The sequence below is a fragment of the Streptomyces sp. MRC013 genome (assembly GCF_023614235.1).
GTDB lineage: Bacteria > Actinomycetota > Actinomycetes > Streptomycetales > Streptomycetaceae > Streptomyces.
The window spans coordinates 4,524,775-4,548,500 of the sequence record NZ_CP094264.1; the positions used below are offsets into that span (position 1 = coordinate 4,524,775).

A 23,726-nucleotide genomic window follows, 5' to 3' on the forward strand; every position below is an offset into this window, starting at 1 on the left:
CCCTGGTCACATGTCCGAACCGACCGGTGCCGCCCGCCGTCGCGGGCCCTTCGAGGTCGGGGACCAGGTCCAGCTCACCGACCCCAAGGGACGCCACTACACGTTCACGCTCGAGGCCGGGAAGAACTTCCACACCCACAAGGGTTCCTTCCCGCACGACGAGCTGATCGGCGCCCCCGAGGGCAGTGTTGTCCGTACCACGGGAAACGTCGCCTACCTCGCGCTGCGCCCCCTGCTCCCCGACTACGTCCTGTCCATGCCCCGCGGGGCCGCAGTCGTCTACCCGAAGGACGCGGGCCAGATCCTCGCCTTCGCCGACATCTTCCCCGGCGCCCGCGTCGTGGAGGCCGGCGTCGGCTCGGGTTCGCTCAGCAGCTTCCTGCTCCGCGCCGTCGGCGACAGCGGCATGCTCCACTCCTACGAGCGCCGCGAGGACTTCGCGGAGATCGCCAAGGCCAACGTGGAGCGCTACTTCGGAGGCCCCCACCCCGCCTGGCGCCTCACCGTCGGCGACCTCCAGGACAGCCTCACCGACACCGACGTCGACCGCGTCATCCTGGACATGCTCGCCCCCTGGGAGTGCCTGGAGGCCGTCTCCAAGGCCCTCGTCCCCGGCGGCATCCTCTGCTGCTACGTCGCGACGACCACCCAGCTCGCCCGGACCGTCGAGTCCGTCCGCGAGATCGGCTGCTACGCCGAGCCGCAGCCCTGGGAGTCGATGATCCGCAACTGGCACGTCGAGGGGCTGGCCGTCCGCCCGGACCACCGCATGATCGGCCACACCGGCTTCCTCGTCACCGCCCGCCGCCTCGCGGACGGCGTCGAGCCGCCCATGCGCCGCCGCCGCCCCGCCAAAGGGCGCCTACGGCGAGGACTACGAGGGCCCGAACAAGGGCTGACCCGGCGGGCAACGCCGCGGCGCCGCCCCGGACTTCCCCCGCCGAGCCGGGAACTCCGGGACGGCGCCGCGGCGTTCACCCGGCCGGTGCGCGAACCCGCGCCGGCCGGCCCGGACAGGGGCCGCCACCCCGGGTTCCCGCCGCCCGCGGGGTGTGGAACGATGCTGGCCACTGCCCGCGGCGGCGTCCCACCGCCACCGCACGACCACAGGAGACAGCCCGCGTGCAGACCTCCGCCGCCCCGGACCTCGCGCACACCCACGCCCGCCCCGCGCACTGGCTCGCGACCGCCGCCGCCCTGGCCGGGGTCGTCGTCCTGGCCTCCCTCACGCAACCCGCCCCGGCCACCGCCACCGATCCCGCCACCGCCCGCCCGGCGCCGGTGGCCGGAGCGTCCGCCCCCGACGCGGCGTCCGCCGCGTACCCGCTGGACTGCGCCGGGGCCCCCACCGCCGTCCCCAGGACCGCCTCCGGCGACCTCGACGGCGACGGGCGGCCCGAGACGGTCGCCGCCGTCCACTGCCGGGCCGGCTCGGGCACTCCGCCGCAGGGCCTCTACGTCCTCACGGGCGCGGACGGCACCGCGAAGGGCGCCCGCGTGGTGGCGACCCTCGTCGACCCCGCGGACGCCCTCACGGTCGGAGACCTCGCCGTGCGTGACGGCCTGGTCACGGCGACCCTGCTCGGCTACTCGTCCCCCGGCGTGCCCCGCTGCTGCCCCGACGAGCGCGAGGCCGCCGAATGGCGGTGGTCCGGCGGCGCGTTCCTCCGCGCCGCCGCGACCACCCGCTGACGGACGGCTACTCGGCGTCCGGGCCGTACACCTCGACCCCGTCCGAGGCCCTCCGCACGTGGATGCAGTCGCCCGGGCACTCCTTCGCCGAGTCCACCACGTCCCGCAACAGCGGCAGCGGCACCGGCGCCGTCGCGCCCGGCTCCTGGAGGAGCTCGTCGTCGGGGCTCTTCACATAGGCCAGGCCGTCGATGTCGAGTTCGAACACCTCCGGCGCGTACTGGGCGCAGATCCCGTCCCCGGTGCAGAGGTCCTGGTCGATCCAGACCTCCAGAGCCTCCCCGGCGGCCGTGGTGGGGGCCTCGTGCTGCGCGGTCATATGCCCTGCCGTTTCCTGCCTCGGTGAAGCGTCGGGAAGTAAGTCCGGCCCGCCCTGACGGGTGTTGGCCACTGACGACGATACAACCGGGCCGCTTTCCGATGTTGGTGGGTGGGTATTCCCTTCCCGTGGGGAAAGCGCAAGGGTGAAGATCGGACACACCTCGAGAGTCTTTGTGATCTAGGGGTTTCAACCACCACCCACGCAGGTAGGGTCTGGAAGCGTCCAGCTCCCTTTGGAGGAGGTGAGGACCGTGGCAGCCCACGACGACGACATCAACCGCGGCATCCGGCCGGGGCGGGGGTCTGAGGACCCCGCCGGCCAGGTTGCCTATCTCGAGCAGGAAATCGCCGTCCTGCGACGCAAGCTCGCCGACTCTCCGCGGCACACGAGGATTCTCGAGGAGCGGATCGTCGAGCTGCAGACCAGTCTGGCCGGCGTGTCCGCGCAGAACGAGCGGCTCGCCAACACGCTCCGTGAGGCCCGCGACCAGATCGTGGCCCTCAAGGAGGAGGTCGACCGCCTTGCCCAGCCGCCGGCCGGCTTCGGCGTCTTCCTGCAGGCCAACGAGGACGGCACGTGCGACATCTTCACCGGCGGCCGCAAGCTCCGTGTGAACGTCAGCCCCAGCGTCGAGCCCGACCGGCTCCGGCGGGGCCAGGAGGTCATGCTCAACGAAGCGCTCAACGTGGTCGAGGCCATGGACTTCGAGCGCGCCGGGGACATCGTCACCCTCAAGGAGATCCTCGAGGACGGCGAGCGCGCCCTGGTCATCGGCCACACCGACGAGGAACGGGTCGTACGGCTCGCCGAGCCCCTGCTGGACGCCACCATCCGGCCCGGCGACGCCCTCCTGCTCGAACCCCGTTCCGGCTACGTCTACGAGGTCATCCCCAAGAGCGAGGTCGAGGAGCTCGTCCTCGAGGAGGTCCCGGACGTCGACTACGACAAGATCGGCGGCCTGGGCAACCAGATCGAGCTGATCCGCGACGCGGTCGAGCTCCCGTACCTCCACCCCGACCTGTTCAAGGAGCACGAGCTCCGGCCCCCGAAGGGCATCCTGCTGTACGGCCCTCCCGGCTGCGGCAAGACCCTTATCGCCAAGGCCGTCGCCAACTCCCTGGCGAAGAAGGTCGCCGAGGTGACCGGGCGGCCCGCCGGCAAGAGCTACTTCCTCAACATCAAGGGCCCCGAGCTCCTCAACAAGTACGTCGGCGAGACCGAGCGGCACATCCGCCTGGTCTTCCAGCGGGCCAGGGAGAAGGCGTCCGAGGGCACCCCCGTCATCGTCTTCTTCGACGAGATGGAGTCCCTCTTCCGCACCCGCGGCTCCGGCGTCAGCTCGGACGTGGAGAACACGATCGTCCCGCAGCTGCTCGCCGAGATCGACGGCGTCGAGGGGCTCGAGAACGTCATCGTCATCGGAGCCTCCAACCGCGAGGACATGATCGACCCGGCGATCCTCCGCCCCGGCCGCCTCGACGTGAAGATCAAGATCGAGCGTCCGGACGCCGAGGCCGCCAAGGACATCTTCGCCAAGTACCTCACCCCGTCGCTGCCGCTCCACGCGGAGGACCTCGCCGAGCACAACGGCTCCAAGGAGGCCGCGGCGCAGGCCATGATCCAGTCGGTCGTGGAGCAGATGTACGCGGAATCCGAGGAGAACCGGTTCCTCGAGGTCACGTACGCCAACGGCGACAAGGAGGTCCTGTACTTCAAGGACTTCAATTCCGGCGCGATGATCCAGAACATCGTCGACCGGGCGAAGAAGATGGCCATCAAGGCCTACCTCGACCAGAACCAGAAGGGCATCCGGGTCTCCCACCTCCTCCAGGCGTGCGTGGACGAGTTCAAGGAGAACGAGGACCTGCCCAACACCACCAACCCGGACGACTGGGCCCGCATCTCCGGGAAGAAGGGCGAGCGGATCGTCTTCATCCGCACCCTCGTCACCGGAAAGCAGGGCGCGGACACCGGGCGCTCCATCGACACGGTGGCCAACACCGGCCAGTACCTCTAGGAGCGCGCGGAACCGGCTGCGGACGCCCCCGGACCCCCGAAAGGGGGAGGGCCGTCCGCAGCCGGCCGCGTTCCACCGGGCGCCGCCGGGCACGGGCCGCACCGGAGCAATGGCGCAATCGATCTCCCCTCCGGCGCGAAGGCGTTCTAGGCTCGTCCGTACCGCCGAATCGCGCAGTGCGGGGTCGGGCACCGCACACGCATCGGAGAACCGGTACTCGGGCGCCGCCCCCGCACGGGGGTGCCGCCGGGCAAGGAGGGCCGCATGACCGTACGGCGAGTAATGGGCATCGAGACGGAGTACGGGATCTCCGTCCCCGGCCATCCCAACGCCAATGCCATGCTCACCTCGTCCCAGATCGTCAACGCCTACGCGGCGGCGATGCACCGGGCGCGCCGCGCCCGCTGGGACTTCGAGGAGGAGAACCCGCTGCGGGACGCCCGCGGCTTCGACCTCGCCCGCGAGGCCGCCGACTCCAGCCAGCTCACCGACGAGGACATCGGCCTCGCCAACGTCATCCTGACCAACGGCGCCCGCCTCTACGTGGACCACGCCCATCCGGAGTACAGCGCGCCCGAGGTCACCAACCCCCGCGACGCCGTCCTGTGGGACAAGGCCGGCGAGCGGATCATGGCCGAGGCCGCCGAACGGGCCACCCAGCTGCCCGGCGCCCAGCCCATCCACCTCTACAAGAACAACACCGACAACAAGGGCGCCTCCTACGGCACGCACGAGAACTACCTCATGAAGCGGGAGACCCCCTTCTCGGACATCGTGCGCCACCTCACGCCCTTCTTCGTCTCCCGCCAGGTCGTCACCGGCGCCGGCCGCGTCGGCATCGGCCAGGACGGCCAGGAGCACGGCTTCCAGCTCAGCCAGCGGGCGGACTACTTCGAGGTCGAGGTCGGGCTGGAGACGACACTCAAACGGCCCATCATCAACACGCGCGACGAGCCGCACGCCGACGCCGAGAAGTACCGCCGCCTCCACGTCATCATCGGCGACGCCAACCTCTCGGAGATCTCCACCTACCTGAAGCTCGGCACGACCGCGCTGGTCCTGTCGATGATCGAGGACGGCTTCATCACCGTCGACCTCGCCGTCGACCAGCCGGTGCGCACGCTGCACCGGGTCTCGCACGACCCGACGCTCCGGCAGCCGGTCACGCTCCGCAGCGGCCGGACACTGACCGCCGTGCAGCTCCAGATGGAGTACTGCGAGCTGGCCCGCAAGTACGTCGAGAACCGTTTCGGCGCCGACGCGGACGAGCAGACTACGGACGTCCTCACCCGCTGGGAGGACACGCTCAGCCGGCTGGAGAGCGACCCCATGAGCCTCGCCGGGGAACTGGACTGGGTGGCGAAGCTGGAGCTCATGGAGGGGTACCGGCGCCGCGACCGCCTCGGCTGGGACGCCGCGCGCCTGCACCTGGTGGACCTCCAGTACGCCGACGTGCGCCCCGAGAAGGGTCTGTACAACCGGCTGGTGGCCCGCGGGCGCATGAAGCGCCTGCTGGACGAGGCGGAGGTGGAGCGGGCCGAGAGGCGGCCTCCCGAGGACACCAGGGCCTACTTCCGCGGCCGCTGCCTGGAACAGTACGCGGACGACGTCGCCGCGGCGTCCTGGGACTCCGTGATCTTCGACCTCCCCGGACGCGACTCCCTGCAGCGGGTCCCCACACTGGAGCCGCTGCGGGGCACCCGGGAGCACGTGAAGGAGCTCCTGGACCGCTGCCGCACGGCCGAGGAACTGGTCCGGACCCTTTCGGGTGGCTGAAAGGCGCTTCGGGGAGCCGCCACAGGGAATCATGGAGGTGGCCCGGACGTCGAGAAAGACGGGGCCGATGTCGGACCGGGCTTGTAGGGTCCGACCTTGAGACACCTGACCAGGCGGGCAATCCGAGCGGGGTGAGGGATATGGCGACCAAGGACACCGGCGGCCAGCAGAAGGCCACGCGTTCCACCGAGGAGGTCGAGGACCAGGCACCCGAGGCGCAGGCCTCGGAGGACCTCAGGGAGCGCCACGAGAAGCTCAGCGACGACGTGGACTCGGTCCTCGACGAGATCGACGACGTGCTCGAGGAGAACGCCGAGGACTTCGTGCGCTCCTTCGTGCAGAAGGGCGGCCAGTGACGGCCGCGTGACCTCCGGGGCGGAGGCGGGCCGGGAGCGGGGGAGGCGGAGCGCCGTGTGCGGTGCGGCGGGACCGTGCCGCGCGCGGCGCTCGCCCGCGGACGGCCGGGAGCCGTGGTCCCGGAAGGGCCGCCGCCGGGTCCGCCCGGCCGCCCCCCGGCGGGATGTGGATCTTCACCCTGCTCCGGGTAGGGTCCCTGGCGTACTGTGCTTCAACTGCAATCCGGCCATCGGCAAGCCGAGAGATGACCCCGGTGTCATCAGGCGGGCCGCCGCATATGTGGAGGGGAACTCGTGGAAGCAAACACCCGTGGCACCGGGCGTCTGCCGGCTGCCTTCCTGACGCCCGGGTCCTCGTCCTTCATGGACTTCCTCGCCGAGCACTCTCCGGAGCTGCTCCCCGGGCGCCGGACGCTGCCCGCGGTGCAGGGCGCGGTCGAGGCCCCGCACGGCACGACGATCGTCGCCGCCGCGTTCCCCGGGGGCGTGGTCCTCGCCGGGGACCGGCGCGCCACCATGGGCAACATGATCGCGCAGCGCGACATCGAGAAGGTCTTCCCGGCCGACGAGTACTCGGCCGTGGGCATCGCCGGCACGGCGGGCCTCGCCGTGGAGATGGTGAAGCTGTTCCAGCTGGAACTGGAGCACTTCGAGAAGGTCGAGGGCGCCCAGCTCTCCCTGGAGGGCAAGGCGAACCGGCTCTCCACGATGATCCGCGGCAATCTCGGCATGGCCATGCAGGGCCTTGCCGTGGTCCCGCTGTTCGCCGGCTGGGACGTGGACCGCGAGAAGGGCCGGATCTTCTCCTACGACGTCACGGGCGGGCGCTCCGAGGAGCAGGGGTTCGCGGCGACGGGTTCCGGTTCGCTGTTCGCGCGCGGGTCGATGAAGAAGCTCTACCGCGAGGACCTCACCGAGCAGCAGGCCGTGACGCTGGTGGTGCAGGCGCTGTACGACGCGGCGGACGACGACTCGGCGACGGGCGGGCCCGACGTGGCGCGCCGCATCTACCCGATCGTCACGGTGATCACCGAGGACGGTTTCCGCCGGCTGGCGGAGGCGGAGGCGTCGGACGTGTCGCGCGCGGTGCTGGAGCGCCGGATGGACCAGCCGGACGGTCCACGCGCCGAGCTGCTCTGAGGTTGCCCCGATGTTCCCGCCACTGACAGAAAGGCACGGATAGCCGGTGTCGACGCCGTTCTACGTCTCACCCCAGCAGGCCATGGCCGACCGGGCGGAGTACGCCCGCAAGGGCATCGCGCGGGGCCGGAGCCTCGTCGTGATGCAGTACGCCGACGGCATCGTCTTCGTCGGCGAGAACCCGTCCCGCGCGCTGCACAAGTTCAGCGAGATCTACGACCGGATCGGCTTCGCCGCCGCCGGCAAGTACAACGAGTACGAGAACCTGCGGATCGGCGGCGTGCGCTACGCGGACCTGCGCGGCTACACCTACGACCGCGACGACGTGACGGCGCGCGGACTGGCGAACGTGTACGCGCAGACGCTCGGCACGATCTTCTCCAGCGTCGGCGAGAAGCCGTACGAGGTGGAGCTGGTCGTCGCCGAGGTCGGCACGTCGCCGGAGGGCGACCAGATCTACCGGCTGCCGCACGACGGCTCGATCGTGGACGAGCACGGTTCGGTGGCCGTCGGCGGCAACGCCGAGCAGATCAGCAGCTTCCTGGACCAGCGGCACCGTGACGGGATGTCGTTGGCGGAGGCGCTGAAGCTTGCGGTGCAGGCCCTGTCGCGGGACACCAGCGGCAGCGAGCGGGAGATTCCCGCGGAGCGCCTGGAGGTGGCCGTGCTGGACCGCACGCGCCCGCAGTCGCGGAAGTTCCGGCGGATCACGGGCCGACAGCTGGTGCGACTGCTGGCGGCCCAGGAGCCGGCGACGGCTCCCACGGACGCCGCGGACGACGCCGAGGACCCGGAGGGCTCCGAGGGGTAGGCGCCGCCCGGTGGTTCCCCGGCCCCGGTCCGCCCTCCGGCGGCGGACCGGGGCCTTCGCCGTGCGTCAGCCGGGCGGCGGGGCGGTGGAGGCCCGTACCCGCAGCGCGACGGGCAGGTTCCCGCGGGGTGGGGTGCGGCCGTCGAGGACGGCGAGGAGGGCCTCCATGCCGCGCTCCCCGACCCGTTCGGCGGGGAGGGCGACGGTGGTGAGCTCCGGTTCGACGGCGGTGGCGAGGGCCAGGTCGTCGAAGCCGGTGACCGACACGTCCTCGGGGACGCGCAGGCCGAGGCGGCGTACGGCCTTGCACGCGCCGGCCGCGATGAGGTCGTCGTCGCAGACGAGGGCGGTGGGGCGGGGGCCCGGCGCGGTGAGGGCGAGCGCGGCGGCCCCGCGTGCGCCGGACACGTCCAGGGGCGTGGGGAAGGTGCGCACGGCGGCGTCGCGGCGGTGGGCGAGGGCGGCGGCGAGCGCCCGGGCGCGCACGTCGAAGGTCCAGGAGGGCACGGCGGACGCCAGATGGGCGAAACGGCGGTGGCCGAGGGCGAGGAGGTGGTCCGCCACCCGGCGCATACCGTCGGCGATGTCGAGGTTGACCTGCGCGGCGGAGCCCGGGTCGGCGGGGTCGCTGTCGAGCATCACGAGTGGCAGGTCCGGGTCGCGGAAGGCGCCGAGGGCGTCGGCGGCCATGGACGAGGCGATGACGCCGTCGAGGGCCGCACGGGCGGACGCGAAGGGGTCCCTGGCCGGACCGATCCCCTGCGGGGAGGGGTAGAGGACCACACCGAAACCGTGGCGGGCGGCGACGGCCGAGGCGCCCGCGTGGACGCGTGCGAAGAACTCGTTGGTGAGGGCCGGGACGACGAGGAGCACGGTGCGGGTGCGGCCCAGCCGGAGGTTGCGGGCGGCGAGGTTGGGGCGATAGCCGAGCCGACGGGCCGTGTCGCGGACGAGCTCGGCGGTGCGCTCGGAGACGCGGCCGTGCCACTTGCCGCCCATCACGAGGGAGACGGTGGCCTGGGAGACGCCGGCCGCGCCGGCGACGTCGCGGCTGGTGGGGCGGGGCCCGCCGAGTGGTTCCGGAGCCTTCACGCGCGTCCGCCTCCGTGGGTTCTTCCGGGGCCGCCGCGCCGGTGCGGGACGGTCGGCCGGGTGCGCGGGTGGATCCGCGGATGCCGACATGGTACGTATGACGAGGGAAGTTATACGTAAAACCCCGGCACGGGCCGGGGAGGAGGAGCGGGCGATGGCTGCGGCGGGCGGCGGGTACGCCGACATACTCAGGGCTCCGCACGCGCTGCGGCTGCTGGTCGGCACGCTGGTCGGCCGGCTCCCGAACGGCACGGCCCACCTCGCGATCGCGATGTTCACGCGCGCGGAGGGCGGCGGCTACAGCCTCGCCGGGGCCCTGGCCGCCGTGTACGGGCTGGCGACGGCGGCGGGCCAGCCGCTGCTGGGGCGGGCCGTCGACCTCCACGGCCAGCCGCGGGTGCAGCTGCCGGCGGCCCTGGTGTCGGCGCTGGGGGCGGTGTGGCTGGCGGTGGCCGGGATCGGGTCGCTGCCGGCGGCGTTCGCCGCGGTGGCGGTGGCCGGGTTCTTCACCCCGCCGCTCGAGGGCGGACTGCGCGCGCTGTGGCCGAGCGTCCTGGGGAGCGGGGACCGGGTGCACCGCGCGTACGCCCTGGACGCCGTGGCGCAGGAGGTCATGTTCACGGTCGGCCCGCTGCTCGTGACCGTCCTGGTGTGGCTCCGGTCGCCGGCGGCGGCGCTGCTGGTGGTCAACGCGGCGGGCGTCCTGGGCGCCCTGTCCGTGGTCGTTTCGGCCCCCTCGCGCGCGTGGCGCTCGGAGCCGCGCGAGGCGCACTGGCTGGGGGCGCTGCGGTCGCCCGGGCTGCTCGCGCTGCTGGCGGCGTTCTTCTTCGTCGGCCTGGCGATGGGATCGATCACGGTGGCCGCGCTGGCGTACGCGGACCTGAACGGGGGCGACACCGTGTACGGGGCGCTGCTGGCGGCGCTGGGGCTCGGCGCGCTCGCCGGCGGGCTCGTGTACGGGGCGCGGTCGTGGGCGGGGGAGCCCGAGGCGCGGCTGCGCCTGCTGGTGGGACTGCTGGCACTGGGCTACCTGCCGTTGGTGCTGGTGCCCGGTGTGGTCCCCATGGCGGTGCTGGCCGCCGTGGCGGGCGTCTTCCTGGCGCCGGCCATCGCCTGCGCGTTCGTCGTCGTGGACCGGCACGCGCTGCGCGGCACGGTGACGGAGGCGTTCTCGTGGCTGGTGACGGCGTTCGGGGTCGGCGCCGCGGCGGGGACGGCCACGGCGGGTCCGGCGGTCGAGCTGGCGGGCGTGCCCTGGAGCTTCGCGGTGGCCGGGGCCGGCGGGGCGGCGGCGCTCCTGGTGCTGGTGGCGGCCCGGCGGGTGCTGGCCGCCCCGCCGGGGCCGGAGGGGCCGCAGACGGGGGCGGGGAGCCGGCCGGAGGCGGGGAAAACGGCGCCCGCGTCGGAAAACGGTGGAAGCGGTGCCGTCGAACCCGGTTTCATCGAGAGCCGTCGGGCGTAATGTTCTGTCATGGACCGCCGCATTTTCGGGCTGGAGAACGAGTACGGCGTCACGTGCACGTTCAGGGGACAGCGCCGACTGTCTCCTGACGAAGTGGCGCGCTACCTCTTCCGCCGTGTCGTGTCATGGGGCCGCAGCAGCAACGTCTTCCTGCGGAACGGCGCCCGCCTCTACCTCGACGTGGGTTCGCATCCGGAATACGCGACGCCGGAATGCGACAACGTGACCGAGCTGGTCACGCACGACAAGGCGGGCGAGCGCATTCTCGAAGGTCTGCTCATGGACGCCGAACGCCGCCTGCACGAGGAGGGGATCGCGGGCGACGTCTACCTCTTCAAGAACAACACCGACTCGGCGGGAAACTCCTACGGCTGCCACGAGAACTACCTCGTGGCGCGGCACGGGGAGTTCTCGCGGCTCGCGGACATCCTCATCCCGTTCCTCGTCACCCGCCAACTGGTGTGCGGCGCGGGCAAGGTGCTGCAGACCCCGCGCGGCGCCGTGTACTGCGTCAGCCAGCGCGCGGAGCACATCTGGGAGGGCGTCAGCTCGGCGACGACCCGCTCCCGTCCGATCATCAACACGCGCGACGAGCCCCACGCCGACGCCGAGCGCTACCGGCGGCTGCACGTCATCGTCGGCGACTCCAACATGTCGGAGACGACGACGCTGCTGAAGGTCGGCGCGACCGACCTGGTGCTGCGGATGATCGAGGCCGGGACGGTCATGCGGGACCTCACCCTGGAGAACCCGATCCGGGCGATCCGCGAGGTCAGCCACGACATCACCGGCCGGCGCAAGGTCCGCCTGGCCAGCGGCCGGGAGGCGTCCGCGCTGGAGGTGCAGCGCGAGTACTACGAGAAGGCGGCCGACTTCGTCGACCGGCGGGGCCTTCGCACGGGCACGGCGGCGCGGGTCCTGGAGCTGTGGGGCCGCACACTGGAGGCGATCGAGACGGAGGACCTGGACCGGGTCGACACCGAGATCGACTGGGTCATCAAGTACAAGCTGCTGGAGCGGTACCGGGCCAAGCACGACATGACCATGTCGCATCCGAGGATCGCGCAGATAGACCTCGCGTACCACGACATCCACCGTCGGCGGGGCCTGTACTACCTGCTGGAGAGGAAGGGCCGGACGGCCCGGGTCTGCAACGACCTGAAGATCTTCGAGGGCAAGTCGGTGCCGCCGCAGACCACCCGGGCACGACTGCGCGGCGACTTCATCCGGCGGGCCCAGGAGCAGCGCCGGGACTTCACGGTGGACTGGGTGCACCTGAAGCTGAACGACCAGGCGCAGCGCACCGTGCTCTGCAAGGACCCGTTCCGGTCGGTCGACGACCGGGTGGAGAAGCTCATCGCCGGTATGTGAGCGCGCCCGGCGCGTCGGGCCCCGCACCGGAACGCCCGGTGCGGGGCCCGACGCGTGGGCGGCCGCCCACGGTCGGGGAAGCGCCACGGGGGCGCACACTCCTCGTGCGGCGCCTCCCGCACGTCGTAGAGTGGCGCGCACCCAACCGCAAGATCGGTCCCCGACCAGATACGAGGCTTCCCGTGCGTCGTCGCTCCCTCCTCCTCGCCGTGCCCGCCGGCCTGCTCACCCTGTCGGCCTGCGGTGACGAAAAGTCAGACCAGGACAAGGACCGGGTCGCCGAGAGCCCGTCGGCACCGGAGCCGGGCGCGTCCGCGAAGATCGTGGACGGGCCGCTGCCCGCCATCACGGGCGGCGCGAAGTTCGGCGAGAAGCCGACCGTGGCCAAGGGCTCCGGCAAGCCGTCCACCGACCTGGCCGTGAAGACGGTCATCGCCGGCTCCGGCGCGGCGGTCGCCGAGGGCGACTACGTCCGGGCTCACTACCTGGGCCAGATCTGGGACACGGCGAAGGTCTTCGACAACTCGTACGACCGCAAGCAGCCGCTCGTCATCCAGCTCCAGCAGGGCGCGATCATCGACGGCTGGCGCCTCGGCCTGGCCGGCCGGAAGGCGGGAAGCCGCGTCGAGATGGCCGTCCCGCCGGCCCTGGGCTACGGCTCGCAGGGCCGCGACGGCATCAAGGGCACGGACACCATGGTCTTCGTCATCGACGTCGAGGAGACCTTCAACGGCAGGTCCTCCGTCAAGGGCGAGGAGGTCCCGCAGGACGACGCGGCCCTCCCGAAGGTCGGGACGAACACGGACGGCAAGGCGCCCGCCATCACCGTCCCGAAGACCGCCGCGCCGAAGAAGCTCGTGGCGAAGTACGTCCTGGAGGGCGACGGCGAGGAGGTGCAGCCGACCGACAAGCTGCTGCTCCAGTACAAGGGCGTGCTGTGGAACGGCGGCAAGGAGTTCGACTCCAGCTACTCCCGGCAGGAACTCGCCGCCTTCTCGCTCCAGCAGCTGATCAAGGGCTGGCAGGAGGGCCTCGCCGGCAAGAAGGTCGGCAGCCGCGTCATGCTGGTCGTGCCCCCGGACAAGGGCTACGGCGACCAGGCCTCCGAGAAGATCCCCGCCAACTCCACGCTGGTCTTCACGCTCGACATCCTGGCGAAGGTGTAAGACTGTGCGGGTTGTGCACAAACGATCAACAGGAGCACTGACGTGAGCATCGACAAGCCCGAGGTCGACTTCCCGGGTGGCGAGCCGCCGGCGGATCTGGAGGTCAAGGACATCTGGGTCGGCGACGGCGCCGAGGCCAAGGCCGGCGATGTGGTGAAGGTCCACTACGTCGGTGTGTCCTTCTCCTCCGGCGAGGAGTTCGACGCCTCCTGGAACCGCGGGACGCCGCTGCAGTTCCAGCTCGGCGTCGGCCAGGTCATCCCCGGCTGGGACCAGGGCGTCCAGGGCATGAAGGTCGGTGGCCGCCGCCAGCTGACCATCCCGCCGCACCTGGCCTACGGGGACCGCGGCGCCGGCGGCAAGATCAAGCCGGGCGAGACGCTGATCTTCGTCTGCGACCTCGTCGCGGTCTGATCCGGCCCCGCACGTGAAGGGGGCGCGCACCTCCACCGGTGCGGGCCCCGCCCCGGCTCCGGGCGGGCGGGGCGGGCGGGCGGGCCCGCCCCGCGGACGGGACGGGCCCGCAGGCCGGCGCGACTTTGGCCGCGCGCGCCCGGAGCGGTACGGTCATCGGGCGACAGGGAATCCATACGAAGAGGTGCTGGGCGTCGATGGCCATTGCCAAGGCCGAGCGGCTGATGAATCTCGCGCTGTGCCTGCTGGGCACGCGGCGGCCGCTCACCAAGCGCGAGCTGCGCGGCTCCATCGAGGCGTACGTCGAGGCGTTCGGCCTCGGCGACGGCGGGCCCTCCCCGACCGACGACTCCTTCAACCGCATGTTCGAGCGCGACAAGGACGACCTGCGCGAACTCGGACTGGTCATCGAGACGGTGGAGAACCTGGACGGCGAGACCGGCTACCTCGCCCGCCGGGACTCCAACCGCCTGCCGCCCATCCAACTGGACGCCGAAGAGGCCGCCGCCCTCGGCCTCGCCGCCAAGGTCTGGCAGCAGGCCCGCCTCGCCGGAGCCGCCAGCGGCGCCCTGCAGAAGCTCCGCGCCGCCGGCATGCCGGAGGCGGAGGACCCCTACGACGACCGGCCCGGCGCCCTAGAACCGCGCATCCCGGTCCGCGAGGCCGCCTTCGAGCCGCTGATGCTCGCCTGCCGCGACCGCCGGCCCGTCGTCTTCGAGTACCGCAAGTCCAACGCCGCCCGCGCCGAGACCCGGCACGTCGAGCCCTGGACCCTGGAGTGCTGGCGCGGTCACTGGTACCTCGCCGGCTGGGACCGGGACCGCGGTGCCGAGCGCGTCTTCCGGCTCTCCCGGATCACCGGCAGGGTCCGCTCCCGCGCCGGTGCCTTCACCGCGCCCGTCCCGGACGTCTCCACCGTCCGCGAGGCCGTGGAGCGCTGGGCGGGCGAGAGCGCCACCCGCACGGCGCTGATCCGGCTGCGCGCCGACTGCGGCTATCCGCTGCGCGCCCGGGCCCTGGCCGTGCGGGACCTCGGCGACGGCTGGGACGAGCTGGAGATCCCGTACGGGCACGGCCTGGACGCCTGGCTCGCCGAATTCGGACCCGACGTCGTCGTACGGGAACCGGCGGACCTCCGCGCCGACGTGGTGGACCGGCTGCGCGCCGTCGCCGAGGGCAGCTGACCGGCGGACGCCGGGGAAAGAGGACGGACGAGCGATGGCCACCAACGCGATCGACCAGACCAGGCGGATGCTCTCCCTGGTGACCTACCTGCGGGAACGCCCCGGCGCCCACGTCGGGGACGTGGCCCGCGCCTTCGGCATCACCGAGGCCGAGCTGATCGCCGACCTCGACGTCCTGCCCATGTGCGGCACCAGCTTCCGCGGCGGCGACCTGCTCGACATCGACACCGACGGCGAGCGGATCTGGTGGCACAACCCCGACGACGTGGCCGAGCCGCTGCGCATCGCCGCCGACGAGGCCACCGCCCTGCTCGTCGCCGCCCGCGCCGTCGCCACCCTGCCCGGCCTCCGGGAGGGCGACCGCGAGGCCCTGCTGCGCGCCACCGCCAAACTGGAGGCCGCCGCGGGGGAGGCGGCCGGCGCCAGCTCCCGGCTGTCGGTCACCTTCGAGTCCGAGGGCGGCGTCTTCGCGGAGGTCGACCGGGCCGTCTCCGAGCGGCGCCGGCTCTGGCTGCGCTACTACTCCCCGGCGCGCGACGAGTTGACGGAGCGTGAGGTCGACCCGATCCGGCTGTTCGCCGTCGGCCACACCTACATGGAGGCGTGGTGCCGGCTCTCCGAGGCCCGGCGCACCTTCCGCCTGGACCGGGTGGCCGAGATCCGCATCCTCGACGAGCCGTCCGCGCCCCCGGAGATCGAGCTGCGTGACCTGTCCGAAGGTCTCGTCCAGCCCTCCGCCGACGACCCCGAGGTCGTCGTCGAGGTCGGCCCCGGCGGCCGCTGGGTCGCCGAGTACTACCCGCACGACAGCGCCGAGGAGCTGCCCGACGGCGGGCTGCGCATCACCCTGCGCACCCCCGACCCGGCCTCGCTGCGGCGGCTGGCCCTCCGCCTCGGCCGGGACGGGCGCATCGTCTCCCCGGAGGCGCTCGCCGAGAGCGCGCGCCGCGCGGCGCGGGAGGCACTCGCCGCGTACGGTGCCCAGGACTGACACCGCGCCCGGCAACCGGAACCACGCCGCATCGGAAGGGGAGAGAACCCATGGGAGACACGGCCCTGCTGCCCGGCACCCCGCAGCCACGCCACCCGGTCCTCTTCAAGGCCGCCTGTCCCGAGTGCCGGGCCCGGTGCGAACTGTCCCCGGCCTCCCTGCGGCTGGCCATCGGCGCCAGCCGGCGTACCACCTTCTACTCCTTCACCTGCCCCGAGTGCGGCTCCGCCGTCCGCAGACCCGCCGGGGAGCGCATCGTCGAGCTCCTCACCGGCGGCGGGGTGCGGACGCTCCGGCTCCACTCCACCGCCTGACACGGTCTAGGCTCTGCCCATGCTCTGGTCCATGCTCGCCGTCGCTCTGGGGTTCCTCGGTACCGCCGTCCTGGGCCTCCTCGGCGTCCGGGTGTTCGTCGAGGTCCGGCGTCTCGGCCGTCAGGTGGCGCGGACCGCGGAGCGGATCGGCCGCGCCGCCGAGGAACTGGAGAAGGCCTCGCTCCACCTCGCGCGGGCCGGGGACGGCCTGCCGCACCGCCGGTCCGCGGCCGGCGGGGGCGGGACGCCCCGCACCCCGTCCCCCTGACCCCTTCCCGGAGGTACGCCGGGGCATTGCCCCCGTTCACCGGCGAGGGTTACGATGAATGCCCGCGCGGGCGGCCCGCAGAGTCACGCGTCCGCACCGCTCCGGTTCAGGACCTCGGTCAGAAGGTAGGGAAACATGGGTCAGGTCGGTATCTGGCATCTGGCCATCGTCGTGGGGATCTTCGTGCTGCTGTTCGGCGCGAAGAAACTGCCGGAGGTGGCCCGCTCGCTCGGCAAGTCCGCCCGTATCCTCAAGAGCGAGGCCGCCGCCATGAAGAGCGACGGCGCGGCCCGGGACGGCGCGTCGCAGGCGGGTACCGCCGAGCAGGCCGCCGCGCCGAGGACCATCCAGGCCGCTCCCGGCGACGTCGCGTCCGCCCGCCCCGTGGACGAGCCCAAGCGGACCGCCCAGGGCTGACGCCCGCGGTCCGCCGCCCACCACAGGCACACGGGTGGCCGCCCGGACGGGTGGCCGTCCTCCGAGTAAAGGACGTGGCTTGCCCAGGTCTGCCCGCAAGACGCCCAAAGACCCCGAGGGGCGGATGCCCCTCGTCGACCACCTGCGCGAGCTCCGCAACCGGCTGGTCAAGTCCCTGCTGGCCTTCATCCCGCTGATGATCGTGGCGCTGTGCTTCGCCAAGGACATCGGCGAGTTCCTGAGCCTGCCCGTGCCCCGCTGCCACGGCGAGTTCGATCCCGCGGCGCAGGCCAGCAAGTGCGCCGTGCTCTCGCAGACGGGCCTGACCTCCCCCTTCACCACCTTCGTCAAGGTCGGCGTCGGGACCGGCCTCATCGCCTCCGCCCCGGTCTGGCTGTACCAGCTGTGGGCGTTCATCGCGCCGGGCCTGCACCGGAGCGAGAAGAAGTACGCGATCTCCGCGGTCGCCCTCGGCACGCCGCTGTTCCTCGCCGGCGGCTATCTCGCGTACTGGGTCCTGCCGCACGCGGTGCCGCTGCTCCTCAGCTTCAGCGTCGACGGTTCGGTGAACTACATCACCGTCGACGACATGATCGGCATGACCGTCAAGCTGGTCCTCGCCTTCGGCCTCGCCTTCCAGCTGCCGCTGCTGCTCATCCTGCTCAACATGGGCGGCGTGGTCAGCGGCGTGAGGATGCTCGGCTGGTGGCGCGGGATGGTGATGGGCATCGCGATCTTCGCGGCGATCGTCACGCCCACCGACCCGTTGTCCATGATCGCGCTCCAGGTGCCGCTCACGGCGCTGTACTTCGCGGCCGTCGGCTTCGCCCTGCTCAACGACCGCCGCCGGCGCCGCCGGCAAGGACCGGAGCTCGACGACGACGAGGCGTCCAGCCTCGACCTCACGCCCGAGCCGCTCGCCCCCGTCGAACCCGTCGCCGCGCCCGCCCTGCCCGAGCAGCCGAGCGAGGGCGTCGGCACCGCTCCGGCCCGGCACGCCGGCCCCTACGACGACGCCACCTGAGCCCGGTCGCCCCACCACGGCGAAACGGCCGGCCGCGCGGGCACGGCGCGGCCGGCCGCCCACCGCGCGCGGTCCGGGGAACACCGCCGCCGGCCCGGCGGTGGACGCCCGAACGGGGCCGAACAAAAGCCGAGCTGACTGTCAGCGGCGGCGGGTAGGCTCGATAGCAAGATGACAGACGACCTCACACCCGCGGAAGCGTACGCGGCCGCCCGGCGCCGGGCGGCCGAGGAGGCCACCGCGCTCCACGCGTTCCGCGCACTCTACGACTTCGAACTGGACCCGTTCCAGATCGAGGCATGCCGCGCCCTGGAGACGGGCAAGGGCGTGCTCGTCGCCGCGCCGACCGGCTCGGGCAAGACCATCGTCGGCGAGTTCGCCGTCCACCTCGCCCTCGAACAGGGCCGCAAGTGCTTCTACACGACGCCGATCAAGGCGCTGTCCAACCAGAAGTACGCCGACCTCGTCAAGCGCTACGGACCCGACGGGGTGGGCCTGCTCACCGGCGACAACAGCGTCAACTCCGACGCGCCCGTGGTCGTGATGACCACCGAGGTCCTCCGCAACATGCTCTACGCGGGCTCCCAGTCCCTGCGCGGCCTGGGCTACGTGGTCATGGACGAGGTGCACTACCTCTCCGACCGCTTCCGCGGCGCGGTGTGGGAGGAAGTGATCATCCACCTCCCCGAATCCGTGACGCTCGTCTCGCTCTCCGCGACCGTCTCCAACGCGGAGGAGTTCGGCGACTGGCTCGACACGGTGCGCGGCGACACGGAGGTGATCGTCTCCGAGAGCCGCCCCGTGCCGCTGTGGCAGCACGTCCTGGCCGGGCGCCGGATCTACGACCTCTTCGAGGAGGAGACCGACCACGGCGGCCGCGGCGTCACCCGCCGCGAGGTCAACCCCGACCTGGTCCGCCTCGCCCGCATGGAGAACTCCCGCACCTACAACCCGCGCGACCGGCGGCGGGGCAAGATGGTCCGCGAGGCCGACCGCGAGCGGGAGCGCCGCCAGCGGTCGCGGATCTGGACGCCGGGCCGGCCCGAGGTCGTCGAGCGCCTCGACGCGGAGGGGCTGCTGCCGGCGATCACGTTCATCTTCAGCCGCGCCGGCTGCGAGGCCGCCGTCCAGCAGTGCCTCCACGCGGGGCTGCGGCTCAACGACGACGAGGCCCGCGCCCGGGTCCGCGAGATCGTCGAGGCGCGCACGGCGTTCCTCCCCACCGAGGACCTGCACGTCCTGGGGTACTACGAGTGGCTGGAGGCGCTGGAGCGGGGCATCGCCGCGCACCACGCCGGCATGCTGCCGACGTTCAAGGAGGTCGTCGAGGAGCTGTTCGTCCGCGGCCTGGTCAAGGCGGTCTTCGCCACCGAGACGCTGGCGCTCGGCATCAACATGCCCGCCCGGTCGGTCGTGCTGGAGAAGCTGGTCAAGTGGAACGGCGAGCAGCACGCCGACATCACCCCCGGCGAGTACACGCAGCTCACCGGCCGTGCGGGCCGGCGCGGCATCGACGTCGAGGGCCACGCCGTGGTGCTCTGGCAGCGCGGCATGGACCCGACGCACCTCGCGGGGCTGGCGGGGACGCGCACGTATCCGCTGCGCTCCAGCTTCAAGCCGTCGTACAACATGGCGGTCAACCTGGTCGACCAGTTCGGCCGGCACCGTTCGCGCGAGCTGCTGGAGACCTCGTTCGCCCAGTTCCAGGCGGACCGGTCGGTGGTCGGCATCTCCCGGCAGGTCCAGCGCAACGAGGAGGGGCTGCAGGGCTACCGCGAGGGCATGACCTGCCACCTGGGGGACTTCGAGGAGTACGCGCGGCTGCGCCGCGAGCTGAAGGACCGGGAGAACGAACTGGCCAAGCAGGGCGCGGCCCAGCGGCGTGCCGCGGCGGCCACGTCCCTGGAGCGGCTCAAGCCCGGCGACGTCATCCACGTGCCGACCGGCAAGTTCGCCGGACTGGCCCTGGTCCTGGACCCCGGTCTGCCCGCGGGGCGGTCCAACGGGCACCGCGGCTTCGACCACCAGGACGGGCCCCGCCCGCTGGTCCTGACGGCGGAGCGGCAGGTCAAGCGGCTCGCGTCGATCGACTTCCCGGTGCCGGTGGAGCCGTTGGAGCGGATGCGCATCCCGCGCTCGTTCAACCCGCGCTCCCCCCAGTCGCGCCGTGATCTGGCGTCCGCGCTGCGGACCAAGGCCGGGCACATCGTCCCGGAGCGGCACCGCAGGCAGCGGTCCGCCGCCGTCGACGACCGGGAGATCACGAGGCTGCGCTCCGCGCTCCGCGCGCACCCGTGCCACGGCTGCGACGAGCGGGAGGACCACGCCCGCTGGGCGGAGCGCTACCACCGGCTGCGGCGGGACACGCGGCAGCTGGAGCGGCGCATCGAGGGCCGCACCAACACGATCGCCCGCACCTTCGACCGGATCGTGGCGCTGCTGACCGAGCTGGACTACCTGCGCGGCGACGAGGTGACCGAGCACGGCAAGCGGCTCGCCCGGCTCTACGGCGAACTGGACCTGCTGGCCAGCGAGTGTCTGCGTGAGCGCGTCTGGGAGGGGCTGAGCCCCGCCGAGCTCGCCGCGTGCGCGTCGGCGCTGGTGTACGAGGCACGGCAGGCCGACGACGCGGTCGCGCCGAAGGTGCCGACGGGCAGGGCGAAGGCGGCGCTGGGCGAGATGGTCCGCATCTGGGGCCGGCTGGACGCGCTGGAGGAGGAGTTCCGGGTCAACCAGGCGGAGGGCGTCGGGCAGCGCGAGCCGGACCTCGGCTTCGCGTGGGCGGTGCACCAGTGGGCGTCCGGGAAGGGCCTCGACGAGGTGCTGCGCGAGGCGGAGATGCCGGCCGGCGACTTCGTCCGCTGGTGCAAGCAGGTCATCGACGTGCTGGGCCAGATCGCGGCGGCCGCTCCGCAGGAGGACGGCGCGGTCGCCAGGAGCGCCCGCAAGGCCGTCGACGGGCTGCTGCGCGGCGTGGTCGCGTACAGCTCGGTGGGCTGACACCCACCGCACGGCGGTGGGAGCCCGGCCGCCGCCGTCCCGCCGTTCACCGGGCGGGCGCCCCGCCCCGGCGGCGCCCGCCACCGGGGCGGGGCGCGCAGGGCCGCCAGGACGGCGGCCGGGGCGGGCGGAGGGACGCGGCTGACGTCACCGGGTACTCCGGTAGGAGCGGACAGCGGAGCGTACCGCTATCCGATAGCGGCACTATCTACAATGGATCCGCCCCGGCGAGGACGGGGGGTGCCGAGCGGAAGCGAGGAGGTGGGCCGGCGTGCGCGTGGGCGAGCTGAGCCGCAGGACCGGGGTCCCGGTACCCACGATCAAGTACTACGTGCGGGAGGGCCTGCTGCCCGCCGGGGAGCTGAGCAGCCCCAACCAGGCCCGGTACGACGGGTCGCACGTCCGCAGACTGCGGCTCGTGCGGGCGCTCGTCGAGGTGGGCGGGCTCTCGGTGGCGGCCGTCCGCGACGTACTGGAGGCCGTCGGGGACCCGGGGCGCCCGGTGCACGAGGTGCTCGGCGCGGCGCACGACCGCATCGCGCCGCGCGCGGTCGGGCCGGACGACGCGGCGCGGGAGGCCGCCCGCAGGCAGGCCGCGGAGCTGATCGCCCGTCGCGGGTGGCGCGTGGAGGAGGGCAACCCGGCGGTCCGGTCCCTGGCCGACGCGCTGGCGGCGTTCAACCGGCTGGGGCACGAGCGGTTCTCGGAGGCGGCGCTGGACGCGTACGCGGGGGCGGTGGAGCGGATCGCCGCCGCGGACATGGCGTACGTGGCGCGGAAGGCGGCCCGGGAGGACCTGGTCGAGAGCGTCGTGGTCGGCACGGTCCTGGGCGACGCGGTCCTCACCTCGCTGCGGCGCCTCGCCCAGGTCGACGCCTCGGCCCGCGCCCACGGCAGGGACCGCCCGGCCGCGGGGGAGTGAGCGGCGGCGCGGGGCGCCCCCGCTCCTCGGCGGGGGCGCTCCGCGCCGCCGGGCCTCAGGCGCCGTCGGCCGTCTCGGCCTCCCTCTGCCGGCGCAGCAGCGCCGGTCCGGCCAGGAGGGCCGTCAGCATCGCGCACGTCACCGCGGCGGTGCCCGACCAGGCCCACGAGTGGCCGAGGCTGCTCCGCAGGAGGTCGACCCCGCTGCTGCCCGCCATCCCGTGCAGCGCCACGACGCCGATGGACAGGGCGGCCGCGGACCCCCAGACGCGCACGGTGTCCCGGACGATCAGCCACTCGCCGAGCACCAGGCACAGCACGGCGACGACGAGGGCCATGGCGTGTGCGTACCCTCCGGACCACAGGGCCGCGAAGTCGGCGGGCAGGTGGAGGACGCCGCAGGCGAACAGGGCGGCCGCGGCGGGCCAGCGGAGCGCGGACCGGGAGGCCGGGACGGCGCCCTCGCCGACCGACTCGGGGGTGAGGACCCTGACAGGCCCCTCCCTTCCCGGGGCCGTGGCCGCCGTCGCGGTGGAGAGGGAACGGGGCGGGCGGACCCTGGGGTCCTCCGGCACCGGCTGGGCGCCGCCCGCCGTGCCCGTGTCCGGGGGTCCGGACGGGGCCGCGGCCGGCCGCGACGGTTCCCGGCCGTCGCCGGTGCCGAGGATGCTCACCAGCTGGACGACGTCCTCGACCGGCCTGCCGACCGCCGCGGCGCGGAGCGTCGTGTCGTTCTCGTCGAGGGTGTGGCCGGCCTCGTTCAACATGGCGACCAGCCGCCGGACCTCTTCCAGGGGCCGGGCCACCGCGGCCGCGCGCAGCGCCTCGTCCGCGGGGCTGTCGACGGCCTTGGTGTGCTTGAGCTGGGTCACCAGCGCGGCGACCTCCTCCAGCGGACGGTACGTGGCCGCCGTCCAGATCAGCGTCCGTATGCGCTCGTCGCCGTCCTCGTCGTCCTCGTCGTCCTCACCGTCCCCGCTGTCCGCGCCCGTGCCCGAGGTCTCGGCGAGCGCGGCGTCGGCGAGCGCGGCGTCGACCGCCGTGCCGGAGCCGGAGGGGCCGGGGGACGCGCCGTCGTCAGGCACGGTGCCGTCGTCCGGCACGGTGTCGGCGGGGTGCGCGTCGGCGGGGTGCGCGTCCGTGTCGACCGGCATGGTTCCCGTACGCACCGCCTCGGCGTCCGGGGGGCCGCGGGCGCGTCCTCGCCGGCCGCGGTCCGTACGCTGCCGGGGTGCGCGGAGCCGACCGCGACGGGCCCCGGGGTGTACGTGCCGCTCGTCCGGGCGGTGGGGGCCGAACCGTCCGCGGGTACGCCGTCCGCGCGCGCGGCCCGGGCGGCCGGCCCCTGCGGGAACGCGCCGTCCGCGGGCACCGTCCCGGCCGCCGCGGTCCCCGCGGCCTCGGCGTCCGCCGCCTCGGGGTGCGGGGTGCCGGAGCGCGTCGCCCCGTCGTGGGCGGCGTTCGCGGGGACGGCGGCCGGGACGGTGGGGGCCCCGGTCGGGACCCGGATGCCGGACGCCTGCTCCCGGGAGGGAGCCGCCCCAGTCGCAGGGGTGGTGGGGTCTTCGGTTGTCATGGCGTGGCTCCGTTCGCCGGACTCCGGTGAGGCGCACACCGTGTCGGTCGTCGTGCGCCGACCCGGCGCGCGGTCTGCTTCAAGTAACGGGCGGACCCGACGACTGCGCCATCCGGGAAGGGCGGACGGGGTAACCGCCCCCCGCCGCCCGGGCCGCACGGGGACTCGCGTCCGGGCGGCGGGGGAGCACGCGAGCGGCCCCGGCGCCGGGCGGACCCGGTGCCCGCGACGGTTGCGACACGGCGAAGGGCGGCCACCGGTCCGCGTACGGTTTCGGTCCCGGACGCCCCTCCGACGGTGTGCCCGCCAACGGCCCGGCGACCGCACTGCCAGGTGCGACCGCTCGTGCCCGGCGGCCTGCTCGTGCCGGTGGGTGCGCGGGTCGGCGGTCGCGCTCGTGCCGGTGGGCGTG

Annotated in this window: 22 protein-coding genes and 1 pseudogene; 20 read left to right on the plus strand and 3 right to left on the minus strand. The window is 73.3% G+C overall.

Going from position 1 to position 23,726, the window contains the following annotated elements; genetic code table 11:
* Positions 1–10: 10 nt before the first annotated feature.
* Both LUW75_RS20520 and LUW75_RS20525 read left to right on the plus strand, forming a co-directional pair.
* A pseudogene (locus LUW75_RS20520) lies at positions 11–899 on the plus strand (tRNA (adenine-N1)-methyltransferase).
* A gap of 223 nt (positions 900–1,122) precedes the next feature.
* A complete protein-coding gene (locus LUW75_RS20525) occupies positions 1,123–1,692 on the plus strand; it encodes a hypothetical protein (RefSeq protein WP_250336923.1) in 570 nt (189 codons plus the stop codon).
* A gap of 7 nt (positions 1,693–1,699) precedes the next feature.
* Here LUW75_RS20525 and LUW75_RS20530 read toward each other — a convergent pair whose 3' ends face one another.
* On the minus strand, positions 1,700–2,011 hold the full coding sequence (locus LUW75_RS20530) for a ferredoxin (protein ID WP_250336924.1): 312 nt from the start codon (positions 2,009–2,011) through the stop codon (positions 1,700–1,702).
* Between the two features lie 253 nt (positions 2,012–2,264).
* Here LUW75_RS20530 and arc point away from each other — a divergent pair, with 253 nt between their 5' ends.
* The 6 genes from arc (at position 2,265) to prcA (ending at position 8,114) form a co-directional block, all read left to right on the plus strand.
* Positions 2,265–4,031, plus strand: coding sequence for a proteasome ATPase (gene arc / locus LUW75_RS20535; RefSeq protein ID WP_250336925.1), 1,767 nt, complete (start codon positions 2,265–2,267; stop codon positions 4,029–4,031).
* 264 nt (positions 4,032–4,295) lie between these two features.
* Positions 4,296–5,807 (plus strand): depupylase/deamidase Dop, encoded by a 1,512-nt coding sequence (dop, locus tag LUW75_RS20540; protein WP_250336926.1) that lies wholly within the window; start codon positions 4,296–4,298, stop codon positions 5,805–5,807.
* A 140-nt stretch (positions 5,808–5,947) separates the two neighbouring features.
* Complete coding sequence (locus tag LUW75_RS20545) at positions 5,948–6,163, plus strand: ubiquitin-like protein Pup (RefSeq protein WP_250336927.1); 216 nt, start codon at positions 5,948–5,950, stop codon at positions 6,161–6,163.
* 166 nt (positions 6,164–6,329) lie between these two features.
* Positions 6,330–6,506 carry an endonuclease domain-containing protein gene (locus LUW75_RS20550; protein WP_284453853.1) on the plus strand — a complete coding sequence of 59 codons (177 nt, stop codon included), beginning with the start codon at positions 6,330–6,332 and terminating at the stop codon, positions 6,504–6,506.
* Positions 6,458–7,303 (plus strand): proteasome subunit beta, encoded by an 846-nt coding sequence (gene prcB, locus LUW75_RS20555; RefSeq protein ID WP_250336928.1) that lies wholly within the window; start codon positions 6,458–6,460, stop codon positions 7,301–7,303. Before LUW75_RS20550 ends, prcB begins: the two co-directional genes overlap by 49 nt.
* A 46-nt stretch (positions 7,304–7,349) precedes the next feature.
* The gene (gene prcA, locus LUW75_RS20560) at positions 7,350–8,114 is read left to right on the plus strand and encodes a proteasome subunit alpha (protein ID WP_250336929.1); all 765 of its coding nucleotides are present in this window, start codon (positions 7,350–7,352) and stop codon (positions 8,112–8,114) included.
* A 66-nt stretch (positions 8,115–8,180) separates the two neighbouring features.
* Here the strand turns inward: prcA and LUW75_RS20565 are convergent, their stop codons facing one another.
* A complete protein-coding gene (locus tag LUW75_RS20565; RefSeq protein ID WP_250336930.1) occupies positions 8,181–9,206 on the minus strand; it encodes a LacI family DNA-binding transcriptional regulator in 1,026 nt (341 codons plus the stop codon).
* Between the two features lie 154 nt (positions 9,207–9,360).
* Between LUW75_RS20565 and LUW75_RS20570 the strand changes: the two genes are divergently transcribed.
* The 12 genes from LUW75_RS20570 (at position 9,361) to LUW75_RS20625 (ending at position 21,739) form a co-directional block, all read left to right on the plus strand.
* On the plus strand, positions 9,361–10,668 hold the full coding sequence (locus LUW75_RS20570; RefSeq protein WP_250336931.1) for an MFS transporter: 1,308 nt from the start codon (positions 9,361–9,363) through the stop codon (positions 10,666–10,668).
* Between the two features lie 9 nt (positions 10,669–10,677).
* Positions 10,678–12,039 (plus strand): Pup--protein ligase, encoded by a 1,362-nt coding sequence (pafA, locus tag LUW75_RS20575; protein WP_250336932.1) that lies wholly within the window; start codon positions 10,678–10,680, stop codon positions 12,037–12,039.
* 182 nt (positions 12,040–12,221) lie between these two features.
* Positions 12,222–13,205 (plus strand): FKBP-type peptidyl-prolyl cis-trans isomerase, encoded by a 984-nt coding sequence (locus LUW75_RS20580; RefSeq protein WP_250336933.1) that lies wholly within the window; start codon positions 12,222–12,224, stop codon positions 13,203–13,205.
* 42 nt (positions 13,206–13,247) lie between these two features.
* Positions 13,248–13,619 carry an FKBP-type peptidyl-prolyl cis-trans isomerase gene (locus tag LUW75_RS20585; protein WP_250336934.1) on the plus strand — a complete coding sequence of 124 codons (372 nt, stop codon included), beginning with the start codon at positions 13,248–13,250 and terminating at the stop codon, positions 13,617–13,619.
* 197 nt (positions 13,620–13,816) lie between these two features.
* Positions 13,817–14,803, plus strand: a complete 987-nt coding sequence (locus LUW75_RS20590; RefSeq protein WP_250336935.1) for a helix-turn-helix transcriptional regulator — start codon at positions 13,817–13,819, stop codon at positions 14,801–14,803.
* A gap of 34 nt (positions 14,804–14,837) precedes the next feature.
* A complete protein-coding gene (locus LUW75_RS20595) occupies positions 14,838–15,794 on the plus strand; it encodes a helix-turn-helix transcriptional regulator (RefSeq protein ID WP_250336936.1) in 957 nt (318 codons plus the stop codon).
* A 50-nt stretch (positions 15,795–15,844) separates the two neighbouring features.
* Entirely contained in the window at positions 15,845–16,108 is a 264-nt protein-coding gene (locus LUW75_RS20600) for a hypothetical protein (RefSeq protein ID WP_250336937.1), read from the plus strand.
* A 19-nt stretch (positions 16,109–16,127) separates the two neighbouring features.
* Positions 16,128–16,376 carry a hypothetical protein gene (locus tag LUW75_RS20605; protein ID WP_250336938.1) on the plus strand — a complete coding sequence of 83 codons (249 nt, stop codon included), beginning with the start codon at positions 16,128–16,130 and terminating at the stop codon, positions 16,374–16,376.
* Positions 16,377–16,511: 135 nt separating this feature from the next.
* Positions 16,512–16,793 (plus strand): Sec-independent protein translocase subunit TatA, encoded by a 282-nt coding sequence (gene tatA / locus LUW75_RS20610; protein WP_250336939.1) that lies wholly within the window; start codon positions 16,512–16,514, stop codon positions 16,791–16,793.
* Between the two features lie 79 nt (positions 16,794–16,872).
* Positions 16,873–17,817 (plus strand): twin-arginine translocase subunit TatC, encoded by a 945-nt coding sequence (tatC, locus tag LUW75_RS20615; protein WP_250336940.1) that lies wholly within the window; start codon positions 16,873–16,875, stop codon positions 17,815–17,817.
* Between the two features lie 171 nt (positions 17,818–17,988).
* A complete protein-coding gene (locus LUW75_RS20620) occupies positions 17,989–20,817 on the plus strand; it encodes a DEAD/DEAH box helicase (RefSeq protein ID WP_250336941.1) in 2,829 nt (942 codons plus the stop codon).
* Positions 20,818–21,088: 271 nt separating this feature from the next.
* Positions 21,089–21,739 carry a MerR family transcriptional regulator gene (locus LUW75_RS20625; protein WP_250336942.1) on the plus strand — a complete coding sequence of 217 codons (651 nt, stop codon included), beginning with the start codon at positions 21,089–21,091 and terminating at the stop codon, positions 21,737–21,739.
* 55 nt (positions 21,740–21,794) lie between these two features.
* On the opposite strand, the gene LUW75_RS20630 is transcribed toward LUW75_RS20625, so the two are convergent.
* Positions 21,795–22,907 (minus strand): hypothetical protein, encoded by a 1,113-nt coding sequence (locus LUW75_RS20630; protein ID WP_250336943.1) that lies wholly within the window; start codon positions 22,905–22,907, stop codon positions 21,795–21,797.
* Positions 22,908–23,726 lie beyond the last annotated feature (819 nt).

Coding starts and splice junctions, on each gene's coding strand:
- LUW75_RS20545 (WP_250336927.1), top strand. CDS start 5,948: ATGGCGACCAAGGACACCGGCGGCCAGCAGAAGGCCACGCGTTCCACC.
- tatA (WP_250336939.1), top strand. CDS start 16,512: ATGGGTCAGGTCGGTATCTGGCATCTGGCCATCGTCGTGGGGATCTTC.
- LUW75_RS20600 (WP_250336937.1), top strand. CDS start 15,845: ATGGGAGACACGGCCCTGCTGCCCGGCACCCCGCAGCCACGCCACCCG.
- dop (WP_250336926.1), top strand. CDS start 4,296: ATGACCGTACGGCGAGTAATGGGCATCGAGACGGAGTACGGGATCTCC.
- LUW75_RS20530 (WP_250336924.1), bottom strand. CDS start 2,011: ATGACCGCGCAGCACGAGGCCCCCACCACGGCCGCCGGGGAGGCTCTG.
- LUW75_RS20590 (WP_250336935.1), top strand. CDS start 13,817: ATGGCCATTGCCAAGGCCGAGCGGCTGATGAATCTCGCGCTGTGCCTG.
- LUW75_RS20620 (WP_250336941.1), top strand. CDS start 17,989: ATGACAGACGACCTCACACCCGCGGAAGCGTACGCGGCCGCCCGGCGC.
- LUW75_RS20605 (WP_250336938.1), top strand. CDS start 16,128: ATGCTCTGGTCCATGCTCGCCGTCGCTCTGGGGTTCCTCGGTACCGCC.
- LUW75_RS20570 (WP_250336931.1), top strand. CDS start 9,361: ATGGCTGCGGCGGGCGGCGGGTACGCCGACATACTCAGGGCTCCGCAC.
- pafA (WP_250336932.1), top strand. CDS start 10,678: ATGGACCGCCGCATTTTCGGGCTGGAGAACGAGTACGGCGTCACGTGC.
- LUW75_RS20595 (WP_250336936.1), top strand. CDS start 14,838: ATGGCCACCAACGCGATCGACCAGACCAGGCGGATGCTCTCCCTGGTG.